Source organism: Maribacter halichondriae, from assembly GCF_027474825.1.
In the GTDB taxonomy this organism is placed as follows: Bacteria; Bacteroidota; Bacteroidia; order Flavobacteriales; family Flavobacteriaceae; genus Meishania; species Meishania halichondriae.
On sequence record NZ_CP107030.1, the window covers coordinates 2,565,173 to 2,587,025 of the forward strand.

23 protein-coding genes and 3 pseudogenes are annotated in these 21,853 nt (G+C 40.7%); 20 read left to right on the forward strand and 6 right to left on the reverse strand.

What is annotated here, in order from left to right; genetic code table 11:
- Positions 1 to 4: 4 nt before the first annotated feature.
- From hutG to hutH, 4 genes and pseudogenes are all read right to left on the reverse strand, one after another.
- Positions 5 to 961: a formimidoylglutamase gene (gene hutG, locus N8A86_RS11690; protein ID WP_273565552.1), complete on the reverse strand. Its 957-nt coding sequence runs from the start codon at positions 959 to 961 to the stop codon at positions 5 to 7.
- Positions 961 to 2,967 (reverse strand): urocanate hydratase, encoded by a 2,007-nt coding sequence (gene hutU, locus N8A86_RS11695; protein WP_273565553.1) that lies wholly within the window; start codon positions 2,965 to 2,967, stop codon positions 961 to 963. The genes hutG and hutU overlap by 1 nt, the downstream gene beginning before the upstream one ends.
- 8 nt (positions 2,968 to 2,975) lie before the next feature.
- Positions 2,976 to 4,175 (reverse strand): imidazolonepropionase, encoded by a 1,200-nt coding sequence (gene hutI / locus N8A86_RS11700; RefSeq protein ID WP_337251594.1) that lies wholly within the window; start codon positions 4,173 to 4,175, stop codon positions 2,976 to 2,978.
- 178 nt (positions 4,176 to 4,353) lie between these two features.
- A pseudogene (gene hutH, locus N8A86_RS11705) lies at positions 4,354 to 5,933 on the reverse strand (histidine ammonia-lyase).
- Positions 5,934 to 6,027: 94 nt separating this feature from the next.
- Here hutH and N8A86_RS11710 point away from each other — a divergent pair.
- Positions 6,028 to 6,578, forward strand: a pseudogene (locus tag N8A86_RS11710) (nitroreductase family protein).
- A 79-nt stretch (positions 6,579 to 6,657) separates the two neighbouring features.
- Here N8A86_RS11710 and N8A86_RS11715 read toward each other — a convergent pair.
- Both N8A86_RS11715 and N8A86_RS11720 read right to left on the reverse strand, forming a co-directional pair.
- Positions 6,658 to 7,674 (reverse strand): hypothetical protein, encoded by a 1,017-nt coding sequence (locus N8A86_RS11715; protein ID WP_273565555.1) that lies wholly within the window; start codon positions 7,672 to 7,674, stop codon positions 6,658 to 6,660.
- 19 nt (positions 7,675 to 7,693) lie between these two features.
- A pseudogene (locus N8A86_RS11720) lies at positions 7,694 to 8,194 on the reverse strand (DUF456 domain-containing protein); the annotation flags it as partial.
- 126 nt (positions 8,195 to 8,320) lie between these two features.
- On the opposite strand from N8A86_RS11720, the gene N8A86_RS11725 reads away from it, so the two are divergent.
- The 19 genes from N8A86_RS11725 to N8A86_RS11815 all read left to right on the forward strand — a co-directional run bounded on the left by N8A86_RS11725 (position 8,321) and on the right by N8A86_RS11815 (position 21,777).
- The gene (locus N8A86_RS11725) at positions 8,321 to 9,562 is read left to right on the forward strand and encodes a hypothetical protein (RefSeq protein WP_273565556.1); all 1,242 of its coding nucleotides are present in this window, start codon (positions 8,321 to 8,323) and stop codon (positions 9,560 to 9,562) included.
- A 162-nt stretch (positions 9,563 to 9,724) separates the two neighbouring features.
- Positions 9,725 to 10,093 (forward strand): BlaI/MecI/CopY family transcriptional regulator, encoded by a 369-nt coding sequence (locus N8A86_RS11730; RefSeq protein ID WP_273565557.1) that lies wholly within the window; start codon positions 9,725 to 9,727, stop codon positions 10,091 to 10,093.
- Between the two features lie 115 nt (positions 10,094 to 10,208).
- Positions 10,209 to 11,966, forward strand: coding sequence for a M56 family metallopeptidase (locus N8A86_RS11735; RefSeq protein ID WP_273565558.1), 1,758 nt, complete (start codon positions 10,209 to 10,211; stop codon positions 11,964 to 11,966).
- 110 nt (positions 11,967 to 12,076) lie between these two features.
- Complete coding sequence (locus N8A86_RS11740; RefSeq protein WP_273565559.1) at positions 12,077 to 12,448, forward strand: carboxypeptidase-like regulatory domain-containing protein; 372 nt, start codon at positions 12,077 to 12,079, stop codon at positions 12,446 to 12,448.
- Positions 12,449 to 12,508: 60 nt separating this feature from the next.
- Entirely contained in the window at positions 12,509 to 13,027 is a 519-nt protein-coding gene (locus N8A86_RS11745; RefSeq protein WP_273565560.1) for a tetratricopeptide repeat protein, read from the forward strand.
- Between the two features lie 23 nt (positions 13,028 to 13,050).
- The gene (locus N8A86_RS11750) at positions 13,051 to 13,353 is read left to right on the forward strand and encodes a tetratricopeptide repeat protein (protein ID WP_273565561.1); all 303 of its coding nucleotides are present in this window, start codon (positions 13,051 to 13,053) and stop codon (positions 13,351 to 13,353) included.
- A gap of 17 nt (positions 13,354 to 13,370) precedes the next feature.
- Complete coding sequence (locus tag N8A86_RS11755) at positions 13,371 to 13,634, forward strand: hypothetical protein (protein WP_273565562.1); 264 nt, start codon at positions 13,371 to 13,373, stop codon at positions 13,632 to 13,634.
- A 41-nt stretch (positions 13,635 to 13,675) separates the two neighbouring features.
- A complete protein-coding gene (locus tag N8A86_RS11760) occupies positions 13,676 to 14,152 on the forward strand; it encodes a hypothetical protein (RefSeq protein ID WP_273565563.1) in 477 nt (158 codons plus the stop codon).
- Positions 14,153 to 14,268: 116 nt separating this feature from the next.
- On the forward strand, positions 14,269 to 14,823 hold the full coding sequence (ruvC, locus tag N8A86_RS11765; RefSeq protein ID WP_273565564.1) for a crossover junction endodeoxyribonuclease RuvC: 555 nt from the start codon (positions 14,269 to 14,271) through the stop codon (positions 14,821 to 14,823).
- 43 nt (positions 14,824 to 14,866) lie between these two features.
- Positions 14,867 to 15,232, forward strand: coding sequence for a four helix bundle protein (locus N8A86_RS11770; protein ID WP_273565565.1), 366 nt, complete (start codon positions 14,867 to 14,869; stop codon positions 15,230 to 15,232).
- A gap of 58 nt (positions 15,233 to 15,290) precedes the next feature.
- A complete protein-coding gene (gene hemW / locus N8A86_RS11775) occupies positions 15,291 to 16,427 on the forward strand; it encodes a radical SAM family heme chaperone HemW (protein ID WP_273565566.1) in 1,137 nt (378 codons plus the stop codon).
- 13 nt (positions 16,428 to 16,440) lie between these two features.
- On the forward strand, positions 16,441 to 17,193 hold the full coding sequence (locus tag N8A86_RS11780) for a cyclase family protein (RefSeq protein ID WP_273565567.1): 753 nt from the start codon (positions 16,441 to 16,443) through the stop codon (positions 17,191 to 17,193).
- Positions 17,190 to 17,552, forward strand: a complete 363-nt coding sequence (locus N8A86_RS11785) for a DUF4260 domain-containing protein (RefSeq protein WP_273565568.1) — start codon at positions 17,190 to 17,192, stop codon at positions 17,550 to 17,552. Before N8A86_RS11780 ends, N8A86_RS11785 begins: the two co-directional genes overlap by 4 nt.
- Positions 17,545 to 18,168 (forward strand): DUF4230 domain-containing protein, encoded by a 624-nt coding sequence (locus N8A86_RS11790; RefSeq protein WP_273565569.1) that lies wholly within the window; start codon positions 17,545 to 17,547, stop codon positions 18,166 to 18,168. The genes N8A86_RS11785 and N8A86_RS11790 overlap by 8 nt, the downstream gene beginning before the upstream one ends.
- Positions 18,165 to 18,560, forward strand: a complete 396-nt coding sequence (locus N8A86_RS11795; RefSeq protein ID WP_273565570.1) for a Dabb family protein — start codon at positions 18,165 to 18,167, stop codon at positions 18,558 to 18,560. Before N8A86_RS11790 ends, N8A86_RS11795 begins: the two co-directional genes overlap by 4 nt.
- 10 nt (positions 18,561 to 18,570) lie before the next feature.
- Complete coding sequence (locus tag N8A86_RS11800; protein ID WP_273565571.1) at positions 18,571 to 19,026, forward strand: GNAT family N-acetyltransferase; 456 nt, start codon at positions 18,571 to 18,573, stop codon at positions 19,024 to 19,026.
- Between the two features lie 90 nt (positions 19,027 to 19,116).
- Positions 19,117 to 19,476: an MmcQ/YjbR family DNA-binding protein gene (locus N8A86_RS11805; RefSeq protein WP_273565572.1), complete on the forward strand. Its 360-nt coding sequence runs from the start codon at positions 19,117 to 19,119 to the stop codon at positions 19,474 to 19,476.
- 5 nt (positions 19,477 to 19,481) lie between these two features.
- Entirely contained in the window at positions 19,482 to 19,958 is a 477-nt protein-coding gene (locus N8A86_RS11810) for a DinB family protein (protein ID WP_273565573.1), read from the forward strand.
- 40 nt (positions 19,959 to 19,998) lie between these two features.
- Complete coding sequence (locus N8A86_RS11815; protein WP_273565574.1) at positions 19,999 to 21,777, forward strand: MutS-related protein; 1,779 nt, start codon at positions 19,999 to 20,001, stop codon at positions 21,775 to 21,777.
- Positions 21,778 to 21,853 lie beyond the last annotated feature (76 nt).

Consider the following 21,853-nt stretch of genomic DNA (forward strand, 5'->3'; position numbering starts at 1 on the left):
GTAGTTAAACTCTGTGGGCGACAAAATGCACCAACGAAGCCGCCAATTTGGCCGTTTGTGTATCGCTATCATATTTCGGATTCATCTCGGCAATATCCAAGGAAACCATTTTCCCTGAGTTGATTATTAGCTCCAATGATTCTACCACGACAGTAGGCGAAAAACCCATTGGCGATGGAGCACTTACACCTGAAGCGTAGGCTGATGAAAATCCGTCGAGGTCGATGGTCACATATAGGTGGTCTACTTGCCCGATAAAATCCAAAAGTTTATGTACAATGGTCTGGGCGTTCGCCATATGGAAGTTTTTCGCCTCAATATAATCTACACCCAAAACCTCTGCGGTTTCAAAGAGTCCGCAGTCGTTCGCATCCTGTCGGATACCCAGACAGAGGTAGTTAAAAGGTAGGCCTTCTTGTTTACAATCTTGTGAAATTTGATAAAAGGGTGTTCCGGAATTGTTTCCCTTTAGATTGTCTCGCAGATCAAAATGCGCATCGAAATTGATGATACCAATGGATTTCTTAGGCCCCAGATGTTTTTTGATTCCGTTAAAATGTCCGTAGGCGATATCATGTCCTCCACCCAAAAGTATCGGAAAGGCGTTAGTAGCCAAAAGTTCACCTACTTTATTGGACAGGTAGTCTTGGCTGGCTTCCATATTTCCGTCCGTACACTGAACGGAGCCTAGATCAAAGAGTTGTGTGCCATCATCTAGATGGTTGGCCATTTTTCCCAACTGTTCACGAATGGCATCGGGTCCATGGATCGCACCGATTCGCCCTTGGTTTCTTCTGACCCCTTCATCGCATGCATACCCAAGTATGGCAAAAATTTTGTTCGATGAATTATGAACCAAACCATCAAAACCAATACATTCCACTTTTTCGTGAAGGTACCTTTTCTGGCCGGAAATTCTTCCGGCATAACGGTCAGGATTTGTTGTTTTATAGATCGGCATTATTGGTCGAATAGATTTTCAAGCAGTTCATCCTCCACTAAATTAGGTAAAGTAACTTTTAATTCAGGAGTTCGTTCCATTTCTCTTTTGATGGCGAACAGGGCTTCTTCGTTTCGTGCCCAACTTCTTCTAGAGATACCGTTGTTCACATCGTAGAATAACATGCTTTTTAGTCTTTTGGAAGCTTCTTCCGAGCCATCGAGTACCATTCCGAATCCGCCATTGATGACCTCGCCCCAACCGACTCCGCCACCATTATGAATGGAGACCCAAGTCGCCCCCCGGAAGCTATCGCCGATGACATTGTGAATGGCCATATCGGCAGTAAATTTACTGCCATCGTAAATGTTACTAGTTTCCCGGAAGGGAGAATCGGTTCCACTTACATCATGATGATCACGACCTAAAACCACAGGAGCTGAAATCTCACCAGATTTAATGGCCTGATTAAAAGCTTCGGCAATTTTGGACCGTCCTTCGGCATCGGCATACAAAATACGGGCTTGTGATCCCACAACTAATTTGTTTTGTTCCGCTTCTGAAATCCATTTGATGTTGTCTTGCATTTGCTGCTGGATTTCTTCCGGAGCCTCTTCTTTGATTTGTTTCATGACCCTCAAAGCAATCGTATCCGTTTTCTGTAAATCTTTAGGATTACCTGAAGTACATACCCATCGGAAAGGACCGAATCCGTAATCAAAACACATGGGTCCCAAAATATCCTGTACATAGGATGGGTATCTGAAATCAATCTGGTTTTCCGCCATCACTTCGGCTCCGGCGCGGGAGGCTTCCAAGAGAAATGCATTTCCGTAGTCAAAGAAATAAGTGCCCTTGGCGGTATGTTTGTTGATGGAAGCCGCATGTCTTCGCAATGATTCCTGAACTTTTGCCTTGAATTTTTCAGGATTCTCGCTCATCATTTTATTCGATTCCTCAAAAGCCAGTCCAACAGGGTAATATCCACCTGCCCAAGGATTGTGCAAGGAGGTCTGATCAGATCCTAAGTGAATGAATATATTTTCCGTATCGAAGCGCTCCCAAACATCAACCACGTTGCCAATAAATGCGAGGGAAACAACTTCTTTTTTTTCTTTTGCTTTTTTTGTTCGGGCGACCAAATCGTTCATATCATCAATAAGCTCGTCAACCCAGCCTTGTACATATCTTTTTTTCGCTGCTGCCGGATTCACTTCCACACAAATCGTAATGCATCCGGCAATGTTTCCGGCCTTCGGCTGTGCGCCGCTCATACCGCCCAAGCCTGCGGTAAGGAATATTTTTCCCGCTGGGGATTCCTCCTTTTTCAAAACTTTCCTAAAAGCGTTCATAACAGTTATCGCAGTGCCGTGAACGATTCCCTGTGGGCCGATATACATATAGGAACCCGCGGTCATTTGTCCATATTGGGTCACGCCCAAAGCATTGTACTTTTCCCAATGGTCAGGCTGGGAATAATTGGGGATCATCATGCCATTGGTAACGACAACCCTGGGAGCTTCCTTGGAAGAGGGAAACAAGCCCATCGGATGTCCCGAATAGATATGTAGCGTCTGTTCTTCGGTCATCGTGGCGAGATACTGCATGGTCAAAAGGTATTGCGCCCAGTTTTGAAAAACCGCACCATTACCACCATACGTAATCAACTCCTCAGGATGCTGTGCAACTGCTGGATCCAAATTGTTCTGGATCATCAACATGATGGCCGCTGTCTGCGATGTCTTTGCCGGATATTCCGAAATGGGCCGCGCATACATTTTATAGTCCGGCTTAAAGCGGTACATGTAGATACGTCCGTATTTTTTTAGTTCCTCGGCGAATTCTTTGGAAAGCGCTAAATGCCATTCTTTTGGAAAATAGCGCAGTGCATTGCGGATCGCCAATTTCTTTTCTTCCAAGGAAAGAATTTCCTTTCGTTTTGGGGCATGGTTCGCATTGGGATTATATTCCCTTTTTGGAGGAATTTCTGTATGAATGCCTTGGCGTATTTGTTCTTTGAAGGTCATATTGCCAACTAATGTTTATTATACACCAATTCCCCATTTTTAAAAACCATACAAGGTTTCAGGTTGCCTTGGTTGTATAAAATTTCGTTGTAATTGCTGGTATGGAAAATGCTGAGGTCGGCAAGCATACCTTTCGTTAATTTGCCGCGGTCTTCCAATCGAAGTGCTGCCGCAGCGCGGAAAGTGATTCCTGCTAAAACCTCGCTGTTCGACAATTTTTCAAAGGCACCTAAAATCGCGGCCTGTGTCAAAAGGTCGCCCATAGGCGCTGAACCAGGATTGTGGTCACTGGCAATCGATAATACTCCGCCGGCATCGAGAATTTTTCGAGCAGGAGTAAAATTGCATCCCAATCCCAATGAAGCACCGGGCAGGGCGGTGGCGATGGTGTTGCTCTTGGCCAACAGCTCGATTTCGGTTTGGGTACTGGCCTCTAAATGGTCCGCACTTACCGCCTCGAATTCGACTGCCACTTTACTTCCCCCAGTGGAAAACTGATCCGCATGTACGGTAATATCAAATCCCATTGTTTTTGCTTCTTGAAAATAGGGGGCTATTTGTTCCGCGGAAAAAGCACTTTCTTCAATAAAGGCGTCGACACGAGTGGTCAGTCCTTCTTCTTTTAAAATTGGAAAAAGGTTTGTGCCGATTTCTTCCAAATATTCGGATGCACTTCCCACAAAATCCTTGGGAAGCATGTGCGCTGCCAAACAGGTTGAAATCAAATCAGCCGAGGAAGCTGTATCCGCTTTTTTAATGGCGCGAAGCATTTTCAATTCTTCGTCTACCGAAAGTCCATAGCCACTTTTGACCTCGATAGTGGTCGTTCCATTTTTCAAATGTCGGTTGGCGAGTTTGACCGTATGCTTTGTCAAAGTTTCTTGGGACGCTTTTCGGGTCTGGGTTACGGTATCCCAAATACCACCGCCTGCTTTGGCAATTTCCAGATAGGTTTTACCTGCGTTTCGCATCGCGTAGTCGTTGGCGCGCGAACCGCCGAAACAGATATGGGTATGTGAATCGATAAACCCTGGAAGACAAGTGTGATTACCTTCCAATGTATGAATTTCGGCTTCCGGGTGACTATACTTTAGTTCATCAAACCCTCCAACGGAAATGATTTTTCCTTCGGAAATTAAAAGTCCGGCATCCTCCAAAACGGTCAATTCGTCGTCTGAAATTGCTCCCTTTAGCGATAACCCCGTCATGGGGAGCAATTGTTTGAATGGGCCTATTAATAACATATTTTATTTTTCATTCCCGTGAGGACGGGAATATGTTTAATGTTTGTTTACTTTTTTTATGGCTTACGCTAAACGCCCCTAAAGTCGTGTAATCTTCGTCTTATCTCCTTGTCGGTTGCAAGAAGAGGACAATTTTGGCTTCCTAATACGTATCGAACTCTTTTGTATAGGGTACCTGAAATTTCAATTTTTTATTCTTTTTGACCCGTTCGATGACCTTGATAATCGTTTGATTCCGAACCATTTCGATTCCCTTCTCGATATCATCTGCAAAAACGCGGTCTTTTTTAGCGAAGGCAACTTTTTTACGGACTTCTTTATGGATTTCATCCAAAAATATTCCCGATTTCAGGGGCCTCCTGAACTCGAAAGCTTGCGCGGCGGTCAATAGTTCGATGGCGAGGATTTTCTCAACATTACCGATGACCTGCAATGCTTTTCTTCCACCAATAGAACCCATGCTCACATGATCTTCCTGTCCGAGGGAAGTGGGAATACTATCCGCACTCGACGGAAAACATAGCCCTTTATTCTCGCTTGCCAAAGCGGCCGTGGTGTATTGTAGTATCATATATCCGGAATTGATGCCCGTATCCTCCATCAATAGTTTTGGTACACCTGGACTGTTACCTTCCAAGGCCAAATAAATTCTGCGATCCGAAATATTTCCGACCTCTGAGGCAGCGATACAGGCATAGTCCAAGGCCATGGCCAAGGGTTGCCCGTGGAAATTGCCACCACTGATTGTCAGTTCTTCATCGATAATTACGGGATTGTCGGTAACCGAATTCAATTCGATTTCCAAAAGTTCCTTTAAATGGAGCCAAGCCGTACGACTCGCTCCATGAACTTGTGGAATACACCGCAGCGAATAGGATCTTGCACCCTTTCGCAATTGATATGGTCTTCGAGAATTTCAGAACCTTTAAGCAATCTTTTGATTCGCTTGGCCACGTGCATATTTCCTTTGAAAGGACGGAGTGCGTGCAATTCATTATAAAATGGTTTGACCGAACCCTGTAATCCCTCGATCATCATCGAACCGATAATATCGGCCTGTGCCAAACAACTTTGTAATTTTTCGACGACTTTAACCGCATGAGCGGCGATAAATTGGGTGCCGTTGATCAAGGCGAGCCCTTCCTTTGGGCCCAATTCCAAAGATTGCATTTTTGTCTTTTTAAAGAGGGTCGCTGTCGCAATAATTTTTCCTTGATAAAGTACTTTGCCCAATCCGATAAGGGGCAGAAACAAATGTGACAGCGGTGCTAGATCTCCGGATGCCCCTACCGAACCTTGGGATGGAACGACGGGAATCGCATCATTTTCAATATGCCAAATAATCCTTTCAAGCGTGGCTTCCGCAATCCCCGAATAGCCTTTTGCCAGCGCATGTACTTTCAGGATCATCATCAATTTGGCGATTTCAGAATCTATGGCCTCCCCGACCCCGACGCTGTGGCTTTGGAGAATATTGGTTTGGAGTATTTTAGTCTCCTCCTTTGATATTTTCGTGGTGCAGAGTGGTCCGAATCCCGTATTGATACCGTAAACGGGATGGCCTTTTTCCACAATATTTTGAACGATCTTCCAGCTCGACTTAATCCTTTTTCGAGTCGCGGCCGTCAACTTGGTCTTAGTCCGGCCGTCGGCAATGGCAATGGCAATACCGGCTGTCAATTTATCTTCTCCGAACGAAAAAATCTTGGGAATCGGGTTCATTATAGTCTTCAAATTTAGATAGTTTAAAAGTATTGATTCCAGTTGAGAATAGCGAAAGGATTGTTTTTAACTTTGTCATTCAAGACTTAGAACTATGATTTTTGATTTGATAAAGAAAAGACGTTCCGTTTTTCCGGCGCAGTATATAGACAAGCCGATTGCAAAATCTGATATCGAAAAGATATTGGAAGCGGCCAATTGGGCACCGACCCATAAGAAGACTGAACCATGGCGTTTTAAGGTTTTACAAGGCGAATCTCAAGATAAGTTAGGGTTGTTCCTCTCCTTAAAGTATATGGAGACCGAAGCGAAACCCAAGGAGTTCAAGGTAAAGAAGCTAATGGATAACCCAAAAGGGCAGGGGCCATCATTGCGATTTGCATGCAACGCGACCCTTTGGAAAGCCTGCCCGAATGGGAAGAAATTGCCGCTACCGCTATGGCCGTTCAGAATATGTGGCTCTGTTGTACAGAAATGGGTATCGGGTGTTATTGGAGTTCTCCGGGATTGATAAAACACATGGACGAATTCTTTGAAATGGCGCCCGGCGAAAAATGCTTGGGCTTTTTCTATATGGGTTATTATGAAGGGGATATCCCTGAAATGACCCGAGGACCGATTGAAGATAAGGTGGTTTGGGGGTAGGCTTCGGTTTTTTGTTATTCCACCCATATTTGTCATTCCGAGTGCAGCGAGGAATTCCCTTTATCCGAATATCTAGGTTCTAATCCATTTGTATTGCTTTGGTGAGCTTCTCCACAAATTCCTTTTTGTTATCCATATACAACATCAGTACATGACATTGCTCTGTAAATCCGTATATCTTTTCTATCGTTTGTGGGGTCTTGAAATATAATGCAATATTATGGTTGGTACTTTCTTTTGAGAGGCCGAGATTTCCAATTTTTATTTTTTCGGTATGTATCTCTTGATTGCACAGTTTTACTTCGTCTATTTTATCCAATGGAATGGAAATATCGGCGATAAGGCCATTTTTTAAGATCAATTCAGTATTGGTAATTATGGAAGGTCTCTGCATTAGGGCCTTACTATGTGCAACGATGAACAACGCCGTATAAAGGCTAGCAGCCGAAAAAATCCACGCGGCCAGTTCGCTCCATTTTATCAGAAGGATATGAAACGCATAGGTCTCCATAAAAACGACCATAAGTAAAGCCGCTACCAAAGCTATACTGGCATTATCCCTGTAGTTGGTGAATTCATTTTGGCTATGGTTTCTCGTTTTCCATGAGAAAAGCGCATAGTATATCACGGTAATTTCCGTGGAAAAAAAGGCACCGAATTTAGATGTTCCGAAGAGTTCCTTGGCACTTAACTTACTAAGCTTATAAAAGTCGGTAGCTTTGCCTGAATTGGACTTAAAAACTTTTATGGCCTTGCGGACATTGAAAATAAAAAAGATAAGTGCTATTAATTCAACCAATGGTAAGACATACGATTTAATGTAGCCCAAATGTACCTGTGCGTCTTCTGGAAGTAAATAAGAGGCGATAAGTATTCCACCGATAAAAAAGGGAATTGCCTTTACTTTTGAAACTTTGCTTTTTCTGCTTAACAATAGAAAAAGCAGTGGGGCAGTAAATGTTAGATCATAGGTTATTGCCATAGCCAGTTCTGGATATTGTCGTAACAAAGGACTTATGGCAATGGCGATGGATGACAAGATTACCAATAAAGGCAATCCATAAGTAAACCATTGAATTTTTGTTACATTGGTCATGCCATCTATGTTTAATCAAAAAAGGAAACAAGGCATTTCGATATTCCCAAGCTGTTGTAATAAAAATGCCTAAGAAAATAAGGGAAACGATCAACTTCATAAAAGTACCGGTTAGAAACCCCAAGAACGATCCAAATGCCGCTTTTAAAGCCGTTTTTTGGTCGGCCTTGTTCATTAATTCGCCTACAAAGGCGCCAACGAAAGGGCCGATAATAATGCCACCGGGAATAGGAGCGATAATACCAATGATCAACCCGAGCGTCGCTCCGATCATACCCGCTCTAGTACCCCCGAATTTTTTAGTGCCCATTGCCGGAATGGCGTAATCGAGTCCGAAAACCACTAGGGCCACGGCCGCCGTAATTCCTAAAACCCACCAGTCATCGGGAACGGCCTTTGTTAAATAAAGCAAGAGAAGCCCCAGCCAGCTTACTGGGGGGCCTGGCAGTACGGGAAGAAAACTACCCAAAATGCCCACGAGCATGAGTATAAATCCGATAACCAAAAGTGCAATATCCATTCAAATAGTTTTCTGTTTGACGAAGATAATAAGGATTTGTTACAAATTATTCAACTAATAAATTAGTTTAAACTAATTTATTAGTTATATTTGGGCTGTGGTTCAACTAATATCTTAGTTCAAATAATGAAATATAGTTTAGGTTTAGCCTTTTTCTTGATTTTGGTTTCCTGTGGGGACAAGAAGAACACGCGGGAAATTGAAAAAATAGATTTTGAAACCGAATACTTGTTCAATGCTGCCATAGAAAACAAAATTGAGTTGGACACTACAACGGACAGTCATTTTACGGGATTCAAGTATCAGGTCGGCGCATCGGATTATGCTACAAAAGGGGACTATGAAAATGCCTTGGCAACTTGGGATCTGGCCATGAAAACTTCGGTTGAAGACTACACTCCTTCAGAAATAGATTCCATAAATGATAATTTCAAAAAAATAAAGGCTCTTGACTACATTGTAGAAAAGTCAAAACTGAATCAGGTAGTTATTATTAATGAAGCCCATCATAACTCGTTTCATCGGGTTTTTACCAAATCACTTTTGCAAAAGTTGTACGACAACGGTTATAAGAATTTGGGACTCGAAGCGCTTGGCAATGGTCAATATGAAGATTCGCTGCTCAATCGTCGCAAATATCCAGTTCAAAATACGGGGTTTTACATCAAAGATCCACAGTTTGGAAATCTAGTAAGGACAGCATTGGAAATCGGCTACCATGTTTTTCCGTATGAGGCAATTTCAGGTGCAGATGCATCGGAACGGGAAATCGAACAAGCAAAAAACATTCAAAAAGTAATAGAATCAAAACCAAATGAAAAATTTTTGATCCATTGCGGGTTCGGTCATGTTTTGGAAGGCAATTACGAAGCTTGGGGAAAGACCATGGCGGGGAGACTTACAGAATTTATATCGATTGACCCGCTGACGATTAACCAAGTCCAATTTTCTGAAAAAAGCAAGCCGGAATATAATCATCCGCTTCTAAAGGCATTAAAAATTGAGGAACCTACCGTTCTGCTAGATGGACAGAATAATCCTTATAGATACGAGCGTGGCGAAAGTTGGGCAGATATTGCAGTTTTCCATCCAACGACCGATTTTTCGGAAGGTCGCCCTGATTGGCTTTTTGAAGATCCTAACCTAAGGGTTCCGATGATTTTGGAAGATTTGGATATTTCATTTCCTGTTATGGTTCTCGCATTCAAAAAAGGAGAAGAAATAAAGGAAGCCATACCGATTGATATTGTAGAAGTTCAAAATAAAACCGATGAGTTTAAGCTTGCCTTAAAAAAGAGTTCTTACAATATTGTTTCCGTCAACGAAAAGGGAGAAGCAAGAAAATTTGAATTGATGGTGGAATTATAAGGCTCTCGAAAGAGGGTGATAAAACAGATTCCGGCCGAAGTTTATTCTGAGCCTTTCGGCTTCGCTCAAGACAGGCTAGGGCGAAGGATTGAAATTGTGAAAATTAGCTAAAAGTAAACAGATTCCGGCCTTCGCCGGAATGAAAAATAAATGGTTTAATCTATGAAACAACTCACAAAAGCAGAAGAAGAGGTAATGCAGATTCTATGGCAGTTACAAAAATGCAATGTGGCCGCCGTCATAGATCAACTGCCCGAACCGAAACCGGCTTATAATACGGTTTCCACAATTGTGCGCATATTGGAAAGCAAGGGTTTTGTAGACCATGAACAAGAGGGGAAAGGCTATCTCTATTTTCCCTTGGTCAAGAAATCGGATTATAGCAACCAATCGATCAACAAGTTGGTCGACGGGTATTTTCAAGGCTCCTTCAAAAGTATGGTCTCCTTCTTTATGAAGAAGAACGATATGAGTTTATCTGAATTGGAATCCGTTTTAAACGAAATTAAAAAGGAAGAGAATAGAGAATAGAAACAAGAAACAAGAGCCAAGACAAATGCGTTCGTCACGTTTTCGGTCATTAGTCTTGATTCTTGTTTCTAGTAGTCCGCCTCTGGCGGACGGTCTAACGTCTAATACATAAATTATGATACAATACATCTTAGAATCAATTGCCTTTCAGTTGGTGTTCCTGGTCATCTATGATTTTTTTCTAAAAAGGGAAACCTTTTTTCAATGGAACCGGGTCTACCTCATAGGCACCTATATCTTGTCTTTGGTACTACCATGGATAAAAATCGAAGCGTTCAAAACTACGGTGTCGGAACAGTATGTTATGTATCCGCAGTTCTTACTAAACATAGATGCCGTTTCACCAACGGTCGAGAAATCGTCACAGTTTACCATTTCAATGGAAAGTGCCATCTTTTTTGGTGGAATGATTTTGGCGGCCCTTTATTTTGGCTACAAATTGTTCCAAATTTATCGACTACGTATAAGTGGCGAGGTGCATTTCTTTCCCAAGTTCACTAGAGTTGTGGTCAGTAATAGCGAATTGGCGTTTTCCTTTTTCACGTCCATATTCCTTGGTGATAAAGTGCTAGAAAAAGAACACAAAAGCATCATTCAGCACGAACTGGTACATATCGAACAAAAGCATTCGTGGGACCTGTTGTTTTTTGAATTGATGCGGATCGTGGGTTGGTTTAACCCATTAGTATATGTCTATCAGAATCGGGTTTCTGAACTACACGAGTTCATTGCCGATGCCCATGTCGCCAAGACCCATAAAAAAGAACAGTATGAAACCCTGTTGTCGCAAATATTTCAAACACAGCATATTTCATTTATCAATCAATTTTTTAAAACGTCGTTGATCAAAAAACGGATCGTTATGCTACAGAAAGCGAAATCTAAAAGCGTTTGGCAGTTGAAGTATCTGGTCTTGGTGCCATTGGTTTTGGGAATGTTGGTCTATTCCTCTTGTGAGTCTGACACAAAAGAATTGACTAATGATGAATATGGTATTGACGACCAAAAAAGTATCGAGCAGATTACAAAAGACCTTCAGAATGAAGATAGCGAAGAAATCGAGCGGCAGTTAGGGGTATTTATGGACAGAATGATCATAGACAAAGAAATTCTTTCAAAAGAAGAATACTTCAAATTCAAAATTTTGTCCTATAAAGCATTTGCAAAACCTAAAGTCAAAATCGATCAGGGTGATACGCTGTATTATTTAGGTAGCGATACTTCGTTCAGAAATCCGACTGATCAAGAGTATCAGACGTATGTCAATAGAACGAAGGCGTTTCAAATATTGGATTTTGATTTGTGGGTTTCAATCGATCCCAACGAACTGGATATTCGAAAAATTGAAAAAGAAGATAAAAATTTAGGTCCTGGCGATTTCATTTCGGTAAACAACGTACGTGATTTGACCGGCGATGAAATCCGGAACATAAATCGAAAGATAGCATCTATTGATTTTAATGGTAGGTTTTTATATATCTCCGATAATCAGAATGCATTTTTGATAACCAAGTTTAAGATAGAAAATCGCATTGGTGGAGAAGCTAAAAAAACGAATTCGGAAGATGCAGAATTGCCTTTTGTCTACGTTGAAGAAGCCCCAATTTTTCCAGGTTGTGAAAATGCGGAGGATAAAAGGGCTTGTTTCAAATCGAAAATGCAAGAACATGTCGTTGAACATTTCCGTTATCCCGAAGAAGCGCAAGAAGCTGATATTCAAGGTAAGGTTTATGTGAATTTTGTGATTGACGAGGAAGGGGTGATTACCGAAATAAGAAAACGAGGCCCTGATGTGTCTTTGGAAAATGAAACAGAACGTATTATTGGTTTATTGCCAAAAATGACCCCGGAAAACATAAAGGTACGGAGGTAAGGGTACCGTTTTCAATGCCGATTACTTTTAAATTGCATGATGGGGTGGATGATACTACTATTGGATCAACAATTTCGAAATATAATGATCTGGTGGCCGAAAGAAATAGAATGTTAAACCATGCTGATGAGAGCAATCCAATAATAGTTAATCTAGATGATCAGATACGGGTTTTAAAAAACAAACTGAATAACAGTTCCAAAAGTACTGGCTCGAATACAGCAGAAATGCATTTGACCGCTACTGCCCATCAAGAAAGTGGCAAGCTACTTTTTTCTGGAATTGTGACCGATGGTGAAAATGGCTTGCCTGGAGTGAACATACAAGTAGAAGATGACAACCATACGGTTTCGGATTTTGACGGAAAATTTACTATTGAAGTAAACGAAGGTGATTTGGTTAGTTTGCAATATGTAGGATTTTCCGGAGTAGCACTCCCAATTACCAACAAAGAAAAATACAACCTAATATTCAAAAAATAACCCTTGTTTTCTAATATATTTTTTTGTTCGTTGAGAATAGCGACTATTCTAATATTCATCATGTTTTTCAAAGCTGAAGCCCAAACCCCGCCCGTCGGCAAGCAAGGTTCGGCTTCCAACATTGCAGATAGTTTATACACCCTCGGTAATTATACCCAAGCCATAAATGAATATGCCAAGGAAAATAATATAAACTCCAAACTCCAGATTGCAAGGGCCTACAACGCCATCGGCAATTTTGAAAAGGCAATAGCGCAGTACGAGAATATCATCAATTCGAACGAAAACCTTCAAATCGCCCGTTTTGAGCTTGGAAAACTCTTCTTTAAACTTGATGATTTCCGAGCGGCAAATACTATTTTCTATAATCTTACCTTAGAAGAAAACGAGAATCCTGTATATTTTTATTATTTGGGCGAAACCTATCGCGGGTCGGGTGAAGAGGCAAGCAGCCTCGTTGCATACAAAAAAGCCGTTGCGCTAGATAGTACACATTTGCGAAGCCTGTTTCAGTTGGGTAAGTACTTTGTGGTAAAAAAAAAAAGAACCAAGCTCTGGACTATATCGAGAAAGGACTGAGGTTTTACGAAAATGACGTCGCATTGATCAATCTAAAGGCCTTGGCATTGTTCAATGATTACGATTATGAGGGTGCAAGACCTATTTTTGAAAAACTGCTCAATTTAGGCGAAGAAAAGCCGCACGTTTACCAAAAATTGGCATATTGTTACTATCAAATTTGGGATTTCGAAAAGGCAAGGGACGCGTATCGGTCACTTTTGCAATTTCCGGATACCGAAGCGGAGGTATACAACGGTCTGGCCCAAACTTTTCATAAGGAAAAGCAATCGGACAGTGCCGCTGTGTACTACCAAAAAGCAATTGATGCGAAAAAACCTTTTTAGGTCGCGAATATTCTGCATTGGCACAATTGGCAAGAGAGCGAAACGATCTAAGGATCGCCTTGAAATACTATAATCTCGCCTTTGAAGAGGAGCCTGAAAATGATTTTGCAAATTACCAGATTTGTGCTGTATCGGAACAATTGCACGATGATCCAAAGAAAAAGTTGGAGTGCTACGAAGCGTTTCTGAAAAGATATATCGATAAGAAATCTTTTTACAAGGATTTTGTAACGAAAAGGGTTTCCGAACTCAAGGAAGAAATCCACTTTGCCAAGGAGTGAATCCTCAAAAAATCGTAATTTCAGCATATTATTGATGATTGATGCGAAAGTTTTGGTCCATAACATTCATGCTGGTTTTTGTTGCCTGCGATTTTTCAGCTTCAAAGGATAAACAAGCACGTGAACTGGTCAACCAAGAAATGCGAAATATTGACTGGAACGATGTTGACGCCTATCCGCTTTTCGAGAATTGTGACGAGACCCTGACCAAAGACGGGCAGCGTGAGTGTTTTGTAAACGAAGTAATTTCCCATTTTTCAGCCACCTTGAAAGAATTTGAATTTATATTACAAGAAAATGTGGCCTCGACGGTGTATGTGGATTTTATAGTAGATCGAGAAGGCAAAATATCGGTACAGAAAATCGAAAAAGATAGATTTATCGACATGCAAATGCCTGAATTCGATGGAATCATTACGCAAAGCCTGAAAGGACTTCCACCCCTCGCTCCCGCTTTGAAACGAGGTATTCCTGTTAAGACCAAATTCAGAATCCCCATTCAATTGAATACTAAATAAAGCTCAAGTTCAAGAGCAAGTTCAAATTCAAAAATGTAGTTTTGAAACTTGAAGTTTGTCACACTGAGTGCAGTCGAAGTGCAAGAACCAAAATGTCTAATGGTTAAAAACTAATCTTGTCAAAAGAAAAAATCATCCTAGGTATTGATCCCGGCACCACCATTATGGGTTTTGGGATTATCAAAGTGTTGGATAAAAAGATGGAGTTCGTTCAAATGAACGAGCTTCTTTTGAGCAAATACAAAGACCCCTATACCAAACTCAAATTGATTTTCGAGCGTACCTTGGAATTGATAGACACCTATCACCCGGATGAAATCGCCATCGAGGCCCCATTTTATGGAAAGAATGTGCAATCCATGCTGAAATTGGGCCGCGCCCAGGGCGTAGCCATGGCAGCCGGACTTTCTCGACAAATCCCAATTACAGAATACCTTCCTAAAAAAATAAAGATGTCCATAACGGGTAACGGTAATGCCAGTAAAGAACAAGTCGCTAAAATGTTGCAGAGTACGTTAGGGCTGAAATCCCTCCCAAAAAACTTGGATAGTACTGACGGACTTGCAGCCGCCGTTTGTCATTTTTACAATGAAGGTCGTGTTGAGGTTGGTAAAAGTTATACCGGTTGGGATGCTTTTGTGAAACAGAATGAAAAGCGGGTTAAGAAGTAAAAAGTAATAAGTGGAAAGTAATTAGTAAAAAGGTTTCATTTTTATGAAGTTTCAGGATTTACTCGCTTATAAGAAGTCATTTGAACTGGCGATGGAGATTTTTGAGGTATCCAAAAAATTTCCGCGGGAAGAAAAATACTCGTTGACAGATCAAATTAGAAGATCCTCAAGAAGTGTATCCGCAAATATTGCTGAGTCTTACGCCAAACGCAGATATCCGAAACACTTTGTATCGAAACTGACCGATAGCGATGGTGAAAATTTAGAAACTCAGACATGGTTAGAGTTTTCAAGGGAATGCAAATATATTGAGTCGGATGAGTTTGAAAAACTCTTTGAGCAAACCGTGCAAATAGCAAAACTGATTCATTATATGATTAACAATCTGGGCAAGTTCGGCTCTAAATAAATCAAGTGGTTAGTATCATCTACATATTACTTCTCACTTATTACTTTTTACTAAAACAATGAGCGGAATTTACATCCACATCCCTTTTTGTAAGCAGGCCTGTCATTATTGTGATTTTCATTTTTCGACCTCGCTGAGCAAAAAAGAGGCCATGATCTCTGCGTTGCGCAAAGAGCTGAAACTTCGAAAAGATGAGTTCAAGAGTGAAGTTGTGGAGACGATTTATTTTGGAGGTGGGACACCATCGGTTTTACATTCTGAGGAAATCAATGCACTTATTGCTGAGGTATATTCCAACTATACGGTTGCTGAAAGCCCTGAAATCACGCTGGAAGCCAATCCGGATGACCTCTCCAAAAATCATATAATCCAACTATCTAAAAGTCCGATAAATCGCCTCAGCATCGGCATCCAATCTTTTTTTGAAGAGGATTTGAAACTGATGAACCGTGCCCATAATGCGAGTGAAGCTGCAGCTTGTATTCGGGAAGCGATAAAGTGCTTTGACAATATTTCGATTGACTTGATTTATGGTATTCCAGGAATGAGCAATGAGAGATGGCAACAAAATATTGACATGACCTTATCATTTAATGTTCCGCATATTTCAAGTTATGCGCTGACCGTAGAGCCCAAAACGGCCTTGGCACATATGATAAAAAAAGGACAAGTCGACAATGTGAACGATGAGGTGGCCGAGCAACATTTTCAAATTTTGGTCGAAACCTTAGAAAAAGAAGGGTTTGTCAATTATGAAATTTCCAATTTCGGAAAAGAAGGATATTTTTCAAAAAACAATAGCGCGTATTGGCAAGGTAAAAAGTATTTGGGAATCGGTCCATCCGCACATTCATTTAACGGAAATCAGCGTGGGTGGAATGTCAGAAACAATGCGAAGTACCTCAAGGCAATCGGAGTCGGTAAACTTCCGATGGACATCGAGACCTTGTCAATAGACGACAAGTACAATGAATATGTAATGACCGGCCTTCGTACAATTTGGGGTGTCTCGTTATCGAAAATCGAATCGGAATTCGGAGAAAAATATTCGGAATGCATACAAAAAGAGTCCGAAAAAAAAATAAAAGAAGGACTTCTTATATTAGATAAAGATTCACTTAAAGCTACGAAAAAGGGAAAGTTTTTGGTCGATGGAATTGCGGCGGATTTATTTATGATTAAATTGGAAGAATAAAATTCAGAAAGAATTGCTGGCCGTTATTACCTATAAAAATAAGAAGTTCAATATCGACTTATCAAAGCCTTTGGATATTTCGATTCCGATGCGAGGAGACGCCTTGAATGTTAATGCTTGGTATTTAGAACATCCCAAAATTTCACCACATACTGAAGTAGAGTTCGTAGGTAAGGTTACTCAGGGCGCATCCACCAATTTCAATGATATTTGGTTTAATCCGCATGCGCATGGCACACATACCGAATGTGTGGGCCATATTACCGAAGCGTTTCAATCCGTCAATCGAAATCTTAACCGGTTTTTCTTTTTAGCTGAGCTTGTTACTATTGCTCCCGAAAAGTATCAAGATGATTTCGTCATTTCAAGAAAACAGTTGCAATATGCTTTGGGCGATAGAAAACGAGAGGCGGTGGTAATTAGAACACTTCCTAACTTAAACGATAAATTGACGAAACAGTATTCGAATACCAATCCGCCCTATCTTCTGAAGCAAACCGCCGAACTTTTGGTAGATAAGGACGTAGAACATTTGTTGATAGATTTGCCATCGGTAGATAAAGAAAAAGATGGCGGTGCCCTTTTGGCGCACCGCGCATTTTGGAATACCGAAGGAGAAATTCGGAAAAAGGCCACCATCACCGAGTTTATATATGTGCCTAATTCGATAAAAGACGGAACTTATATTTTGAATTTACAAATGGCTCCTTTTGAAAATGACGCGAGTCCGAGTCGTCCGGTTTTATATGAAATCTTAGAAGAATGAAGACAATATTGAAGATCGAAGAATTTTTTATGCTTTTATTGGGATTTTTCCTTTTTATGAGGCTTGATATCTCAATCTGGTGGTTTTTCGGATTGTTATTAGTGCCGGATATAGGAATGTTAGGCTATCTAATAAATAGCAAAGTAGGTGCCATTACTTATAATTTGTTTCATCATAAAGGACTTGCTATTCTATTGTATTTCGTAGGAAGTAGTTTTTTAGATTTACCTTTATTACGTTTGATAGGAATCATTTTGTTCGCCCATGCCTCTATGGACCGTATTTTTGGCTACGGATTGAAATATAACAAAGGTTTCAAATTCACCCATTTAGGAGAAATAGGAAATAAAAATGGATAGTTTTCCCTTGCTCATAATCGGATTCATTCTTGGTGCCATTGTCATGTATTGGCTTTTTTCGCGCTTTCGAAATAAACAAAGAAAAGAACGTACTAAAGAGCAGTCGGTTATACTGTTGGAAAAGATTCGCAGCGTTTGCAAGTTGATTTCTGTTGAGGGTGATTTTGCTGAAATCTATTCCTATGAAAACACGAAAGATGTGTTCATGAACCTGTTCGCGGGTAAGAAGAAAGCGTTGATCATTATAAATGCCAAAACACATATTGGTTATGATTTTAAGAAAGTCGCGATGAGGGCCGAGGTCGATAAAAAAAGAATCGTACTCACTCATTTTCCACAGCCCGAAGTACTTTCCATAGAACCACACTTAAAGTTTTACGATATAAAGAATAGCATGTTCAATTCTTTTTCATCAGAAGATTTGACCAATTTGAACAAAGAGGCCCGGCAACATATTTTGGATAAAATACCAGAAAGTGGACTTATGGAAACTGCTAAAAAAGAAGCCATGGAAGCAGTACTTTTAATTGAAAAAATCGCAGAGACCATTGGCTGGAAACTTGATTATTCGGGTTTGGAGATAAATGAAAAACGAAAAGAAATTTTAGAGAAATGAGAAATACAATATGCACTTTGCTATTTTTAACCTTTGCCGTTATAAGCTACGGCCAAACCAAAGACGAAATGAGAGAATTCGACCCTAATTTTGCCCACACCGTTTATTTCTGGTTAAAGAGTCCCGATAGTCAAGAAGACCGAAAAGCATTTGAAACTTCATTGCAAAAGTTCTTGGACAATTCGGCCTATGCCAAGACCAAGTTTATCGGTGTACCGCCCAAGGCGAGTCGTGATGTCGTTGACGGTTCTTTTACCTATTCGCTGATCGTAACCTTTGAATCGGCCGAGGCCCAACAGAATTATCAAGACGAGGCCCCGCACCAACTCTTTATAGAAGAATCGAGCGATTTATGGTCTAAAGTGATCGTCTATGATTCTAAAAGTATTTAAGTATAGTTGAATGATTTCGTATAGGAATGCCATTTCGGAAGACATTGAGGGCATCGCTGTTTTACATACAAAAAGCTGGCAGGAGAATTACAGAGGTGCTTTGAGTGATGATTTCCTGGACAATAAGGCACTTTCAGATAGAATGAAAGTCTGGCTTGAAAGGTTACAAAATGCCGATTCGGCGAAAAAAATTATCGTGGCAGAATTGGAGGGTATCATCGAAGGCTTTGTATGTGTTTTTTTTGAACACAGTAAATCGTATGGTACTTTACTCGATAACTTGCACGTTTCCTCAAAATTGAAGGGCCAGGGAATCGGCACAAAATTGATGTTACTGGCTGCGGAAGCTATTAACTCGAGGAATGCAGGTTCGGACATGTATCTTTGGGTATTGAACCAAAATTTGGGCGCCATAAGGTTTTATGAAATGCTGGGAGGTGAAAAAAGAAACCGTGGAGGAGATTGACATTGGATACCGACCTGTAGTTAAATCAAGATATTATTGGAAGTCCGTTCGGCCCTTAATTGAAAATTTTTACGAAAATATGGAATAGCCATGAACATCGAAGAATTCAGAGCGTACTGTCTTTCCAAAAAAGGAGTCACTGAAGATTTTCCTTTTGACGAGCAAACCTTGGTGTTCAAGGTCATGGGCAGAATGTTCGCTCTTTCTGGTTTGGAAAGAATACCTGCCCAAATCAATTTGAAATGTGACCCAGAACGTTCCGCGACGCTGCGTGAAGAATATGATGGTGATATCATTCCCGGATACCATATGAGCAAACTGCATTGGAATACATTGATGCTCGAAAACCTTCCCCCTAAACTGATTTTGGAACTTACGGACCATTCCTACGATTTGGTGGTTTCAAAGTTCACCAAAAAGCTAAAGACGGAATTTGATTCCCTAGATTAGAAAAAATGCAAAACCCACAACTTGAGACCATCGTTCATAATTTAAAAGAATGTTTTGATGGTAAGCCATGGTACGGTATTTCGGTGATGGAGAAATTGGACGCTGTACCTTTGGAGACTGTAAATGACAAACGATACGGTTTGAAGTCCATTGCCGTATTGGTAAAACATATCATCAATTGGCGGATTTTTCTAATCAAAAAGCTGGAAGGTGATACGGAATATGACCTAAAAATCGATGGTCCGACGGATTGGACGGCCGTCCATATAGAAAGCGAACAAGAATGGATTTCGCTCAAAGACGAACTTATAAAAACGCAACAAGATTTACTGAATCTCTTGTCAAATGCTACGGATGAATTGTTACAAGAAAAGGTTCCCGGAAAAAACTACAAGTTCGGCCCCGTCTTGACCAGCATTGCACAGCACGATATCTACCATTTGGGCCAGATTGCGATGCTCAATTCCATGTCGGGAGGCTAATAGAGAATACATATCTTTGTCCTCCATTAAAAATTTCCGAATGCAGGGTATTGACCTCACTTCTTATTATCAAGATCAAATTCAAAAACATGAAGTTGCTTTGGCCAAAGTCAAGCAAGATCTTTCTGGATCAAGTCTACTACGCTTGTTACTTTTTGTGCTTACCGCGTTCGGTATTTATTTGAGCTTTGGAAACACAAGACTGATTTTGGCCATTTTGATCCTCGGCCTAGCTCTTTTTCTTTATTTGGTTTCACGTCACACCGACTTGCAATATACCCGCGATAAACTACAGGCCTTGGTGAAGTTGAACCAGACTGAAATTATGGTTTTGCGACGAGAATTTCATCAATTGCCCGAGGGAAACGAATACAAAGATCCATTACACTATTTTAGTCAAGACATAGACCTGTTCGGACGAGGGTCATTCTACCAATATCTAAACCGGACCGCTTTACAACAAGGTAGTGAAACCTTGGCCCATCTCTTGGCAGAAAATTCGATTGATGATATTTTAGAAAAGCAAAAGGCGATTGAAGAACTTTCGAAAATGCCCGAATGGCGCAAAGAATTCACCGCAATCGCATCTTTAGTAAAAACCGAAACCAAGTATTCGACCATTATTAAGTGGATGGAACATCATAAGCCATTTATACCATCTATCATGAAGGTTTTGCCCCTCTTGGTCTCCATCATCTCGGGACTTTTGTTTTTGGGATTTTTTATGGATTTTGTTTCTGGATGGATAGTGACAGGATGGTTTTTCGTAGGCCTCGGTATCACCGGGCGATACTTAAAACCGATCAACAAGCTTTCTTCCGATACCGGAAAAATTCAAAGTACTTTTCTTCAGTATCAAAAATTGATAGTGGAGTTGGAGGTACTAGAATTCAAATCTAGCCTGCTCCAAAAAAAGAGGGAATCGATTATTCACGAAACGGAAAGAACATCGAAGACCTTAAAAAAGTTTGCAAAACTTTTAAATGCGCTAGATCAACGTAACAATGTTATTATCAGCATCTTCGCCAACGCCTTCTTACTGCGTGATCTGCAATTGAGCCATGCCATAGAACAATGGATTCGCAATCATGGGTCGAAAAATAAAGAATGGTTTGAGACCATTGCTTTTTTCGATGCGTACAATAGTCTTGGTAATTTTACTTTCAATCATCCTACCTATGTTTTTCCGAGATTGAGCGATGAGGATATTGTTCTAAGATCAAAGGAAGCCGGTCACCCGCTATTGCCACTAGAGAAATGCGTGACGAACGATTTTCAAATAAACAAGGAGCAATTTTTTATCATTACAGGGGCCAATATGGCCGGGAAAAGTACCTTCTTGCGCACGGTCTCATTACACATAGTGATGGCGAATGTCGGACTCCCTGTTTGCAGTAAAGCCTTTAAATATTCGCCTATAAAATTGATTACGAGCATGCGCACGACCGATTCGTTGACAGATGACGAGTCGTATTTCTTTTCCGAGCTGAAACGGTTAAAATTTATAGTAGATGAAATACAAAATGACAACTATTTTATCGTTCTCGATGAAATTCTAAAAGGGACTAATAGTACGGACAAGGCCAAGGGGTCCCGAAAATTTGTGGAACGTTTGGTCGGTTCAAAATCTACGGGAATTATTGCTACCCATGATCTAAGCCTATGTAAGGTGGCTCAGGAATTTCCAGAAATCGAGAATCATTATTTTGATGCGGAGATTATCGATAATGAACTGCATTTTGATTATAAATTCAAGGAAGGTATTTGCCAAAATATGAATGCATCGTTCTTATTGAAGAAAATGGGGATTGTCGATTAAAAGTTCAAGCCCAGAGATTTAGTTGTTCATTTTCCCAAATCCCAAATCCCAAATCCCAAATCCCAACTCCCAAATC

Bases quoted from the DNA above. Each gene is read 5' to 3' on its own strand.
- hutG (WP_273565552.1), bottom strand. From the start codon at position 961: ATGCCGATCTATAAAACAACAAATCCTGACCGTTATGCCGGAAGAATT.
- hutU (WP_273565553.1), bottom strand. From the start codon at position 2,967: ATGACCTTCAAAGAACAAATACGCCAAGGCATTCATACAGAAATTCCT.
- hutI (WP_337251594.1), bottom strand. From the start codon at position 4,175: ATGACGGGGTTATCGCTAAAGGGAGCAATTTCAGACGACGAATTGACC.
- N8A86_RS11715 (WP_273565555.1), bottom strand. From the start codon at position 7,674: ATGACCAATGTAACAAAAATTCAATGGTTTACTTATGGATTGCCTTTA.
- N8A86_RS11725 (WP_273565556.1), top strand. From the start codon at position 8,321: ATGAAATATAGTTTAGGTTTAGCCTTTTTCTTGATTTTGGTTTCCTGT.
- N8A86_RS11730 (WP_273565557.1), top strand. From the start codon at position 9,725: ATGAAACAACTCACAAAAGCAGAAGAAGAGGTAATGCAGATTCTATGG.
- N8A86_RS11735 (WP_273565558.1), top strand. From the start codon at position 10,209: ATGATACAATACATCTTAGAATCAATTGCCTTTCAGTTGGTGTTCCTG.
- N8A86_RS11740 (WP_273565559.1), top strand. From the start codon at position 12,077: ATGTTAAACCATGCTGATGAGAGCAATCCAATAATAGTTAATCTAGAT.
- N8A86_RS11745 (WP_273565560.1), top strand. From the start codon at position 12,509: ATGTTTTTCAAAGCTGAAGCCCAAACCCCGCCCGTCGGCAAGCAAGGT.
- N8A86_RS11760 (WP_273565563.1), top strand. From the start codon at position 13,676: ATGCGAAAGTTTTGGTCCATAACATTCATGCTGGTTTTTGTTGCCTGC.
- N8A86_RS11770 (WP_273565565.1), top strand. From the start codon at position 14,867: ATGAAGTTTCAGGATTTACTCGCTTATAAGAAGTCATTTGAACTGGCG.
- hemW (WP_273565566.1), top strand. From the start codon at position 15,291: ATGAGCGGAATTTACATCCACATCCCTTTTTGTAAGCAGGCCTGTCAT.
- N8A86_RS11785 (WP_273565568.1), top strand. From the start codon at position 17,190: ATGAAGACAATATTGAAGATCGAAGAATTTTTTATGCTTTTATTGGGA.
- N8A86_RS11790 (WP_273565569.1), top strand. From the start codon at position 17,545: ATGGATAGTTTTCCCTTGCTCATAATCGGATTCATTCTTGGTGCCATT.
- N8A86_RS11795 (WP_273565570.1), top strand. From the start codon at position 18,165: ATGAGAAATACAATATGCACTTTGCTATTTTTAACCTTTGCCGTTATA.
- N8A86_RS11800 (WP_273565571.1), top strand. From the start codon at position 18,571: ATGATTTCGTATAGGAATGCCATTTCGGAAGACATTGAGGGCATCGCT.
- N8A86_RS11805 (WP_273565572.1), top strand. From the start codon at position 19,117: ATGAACATCGAAGAATTCAGAGCGTACTGTCTTTCCAAAAAAGGAGTC.
- N8A86_RS11810 (WP_273565573.1), top strand. From the start codon at position 19,482: ATGCAAAACCCACAACTTGAGACCATCGTTCATAATTTAAAAGAATGT.
- N8A86_RS11815 (WP_273565574.1), top strand. From the start codon at position 19,999: ATGCAGGGTATTGACCTCACTTCTTATTATCAAGATCAAATTCAAAAA.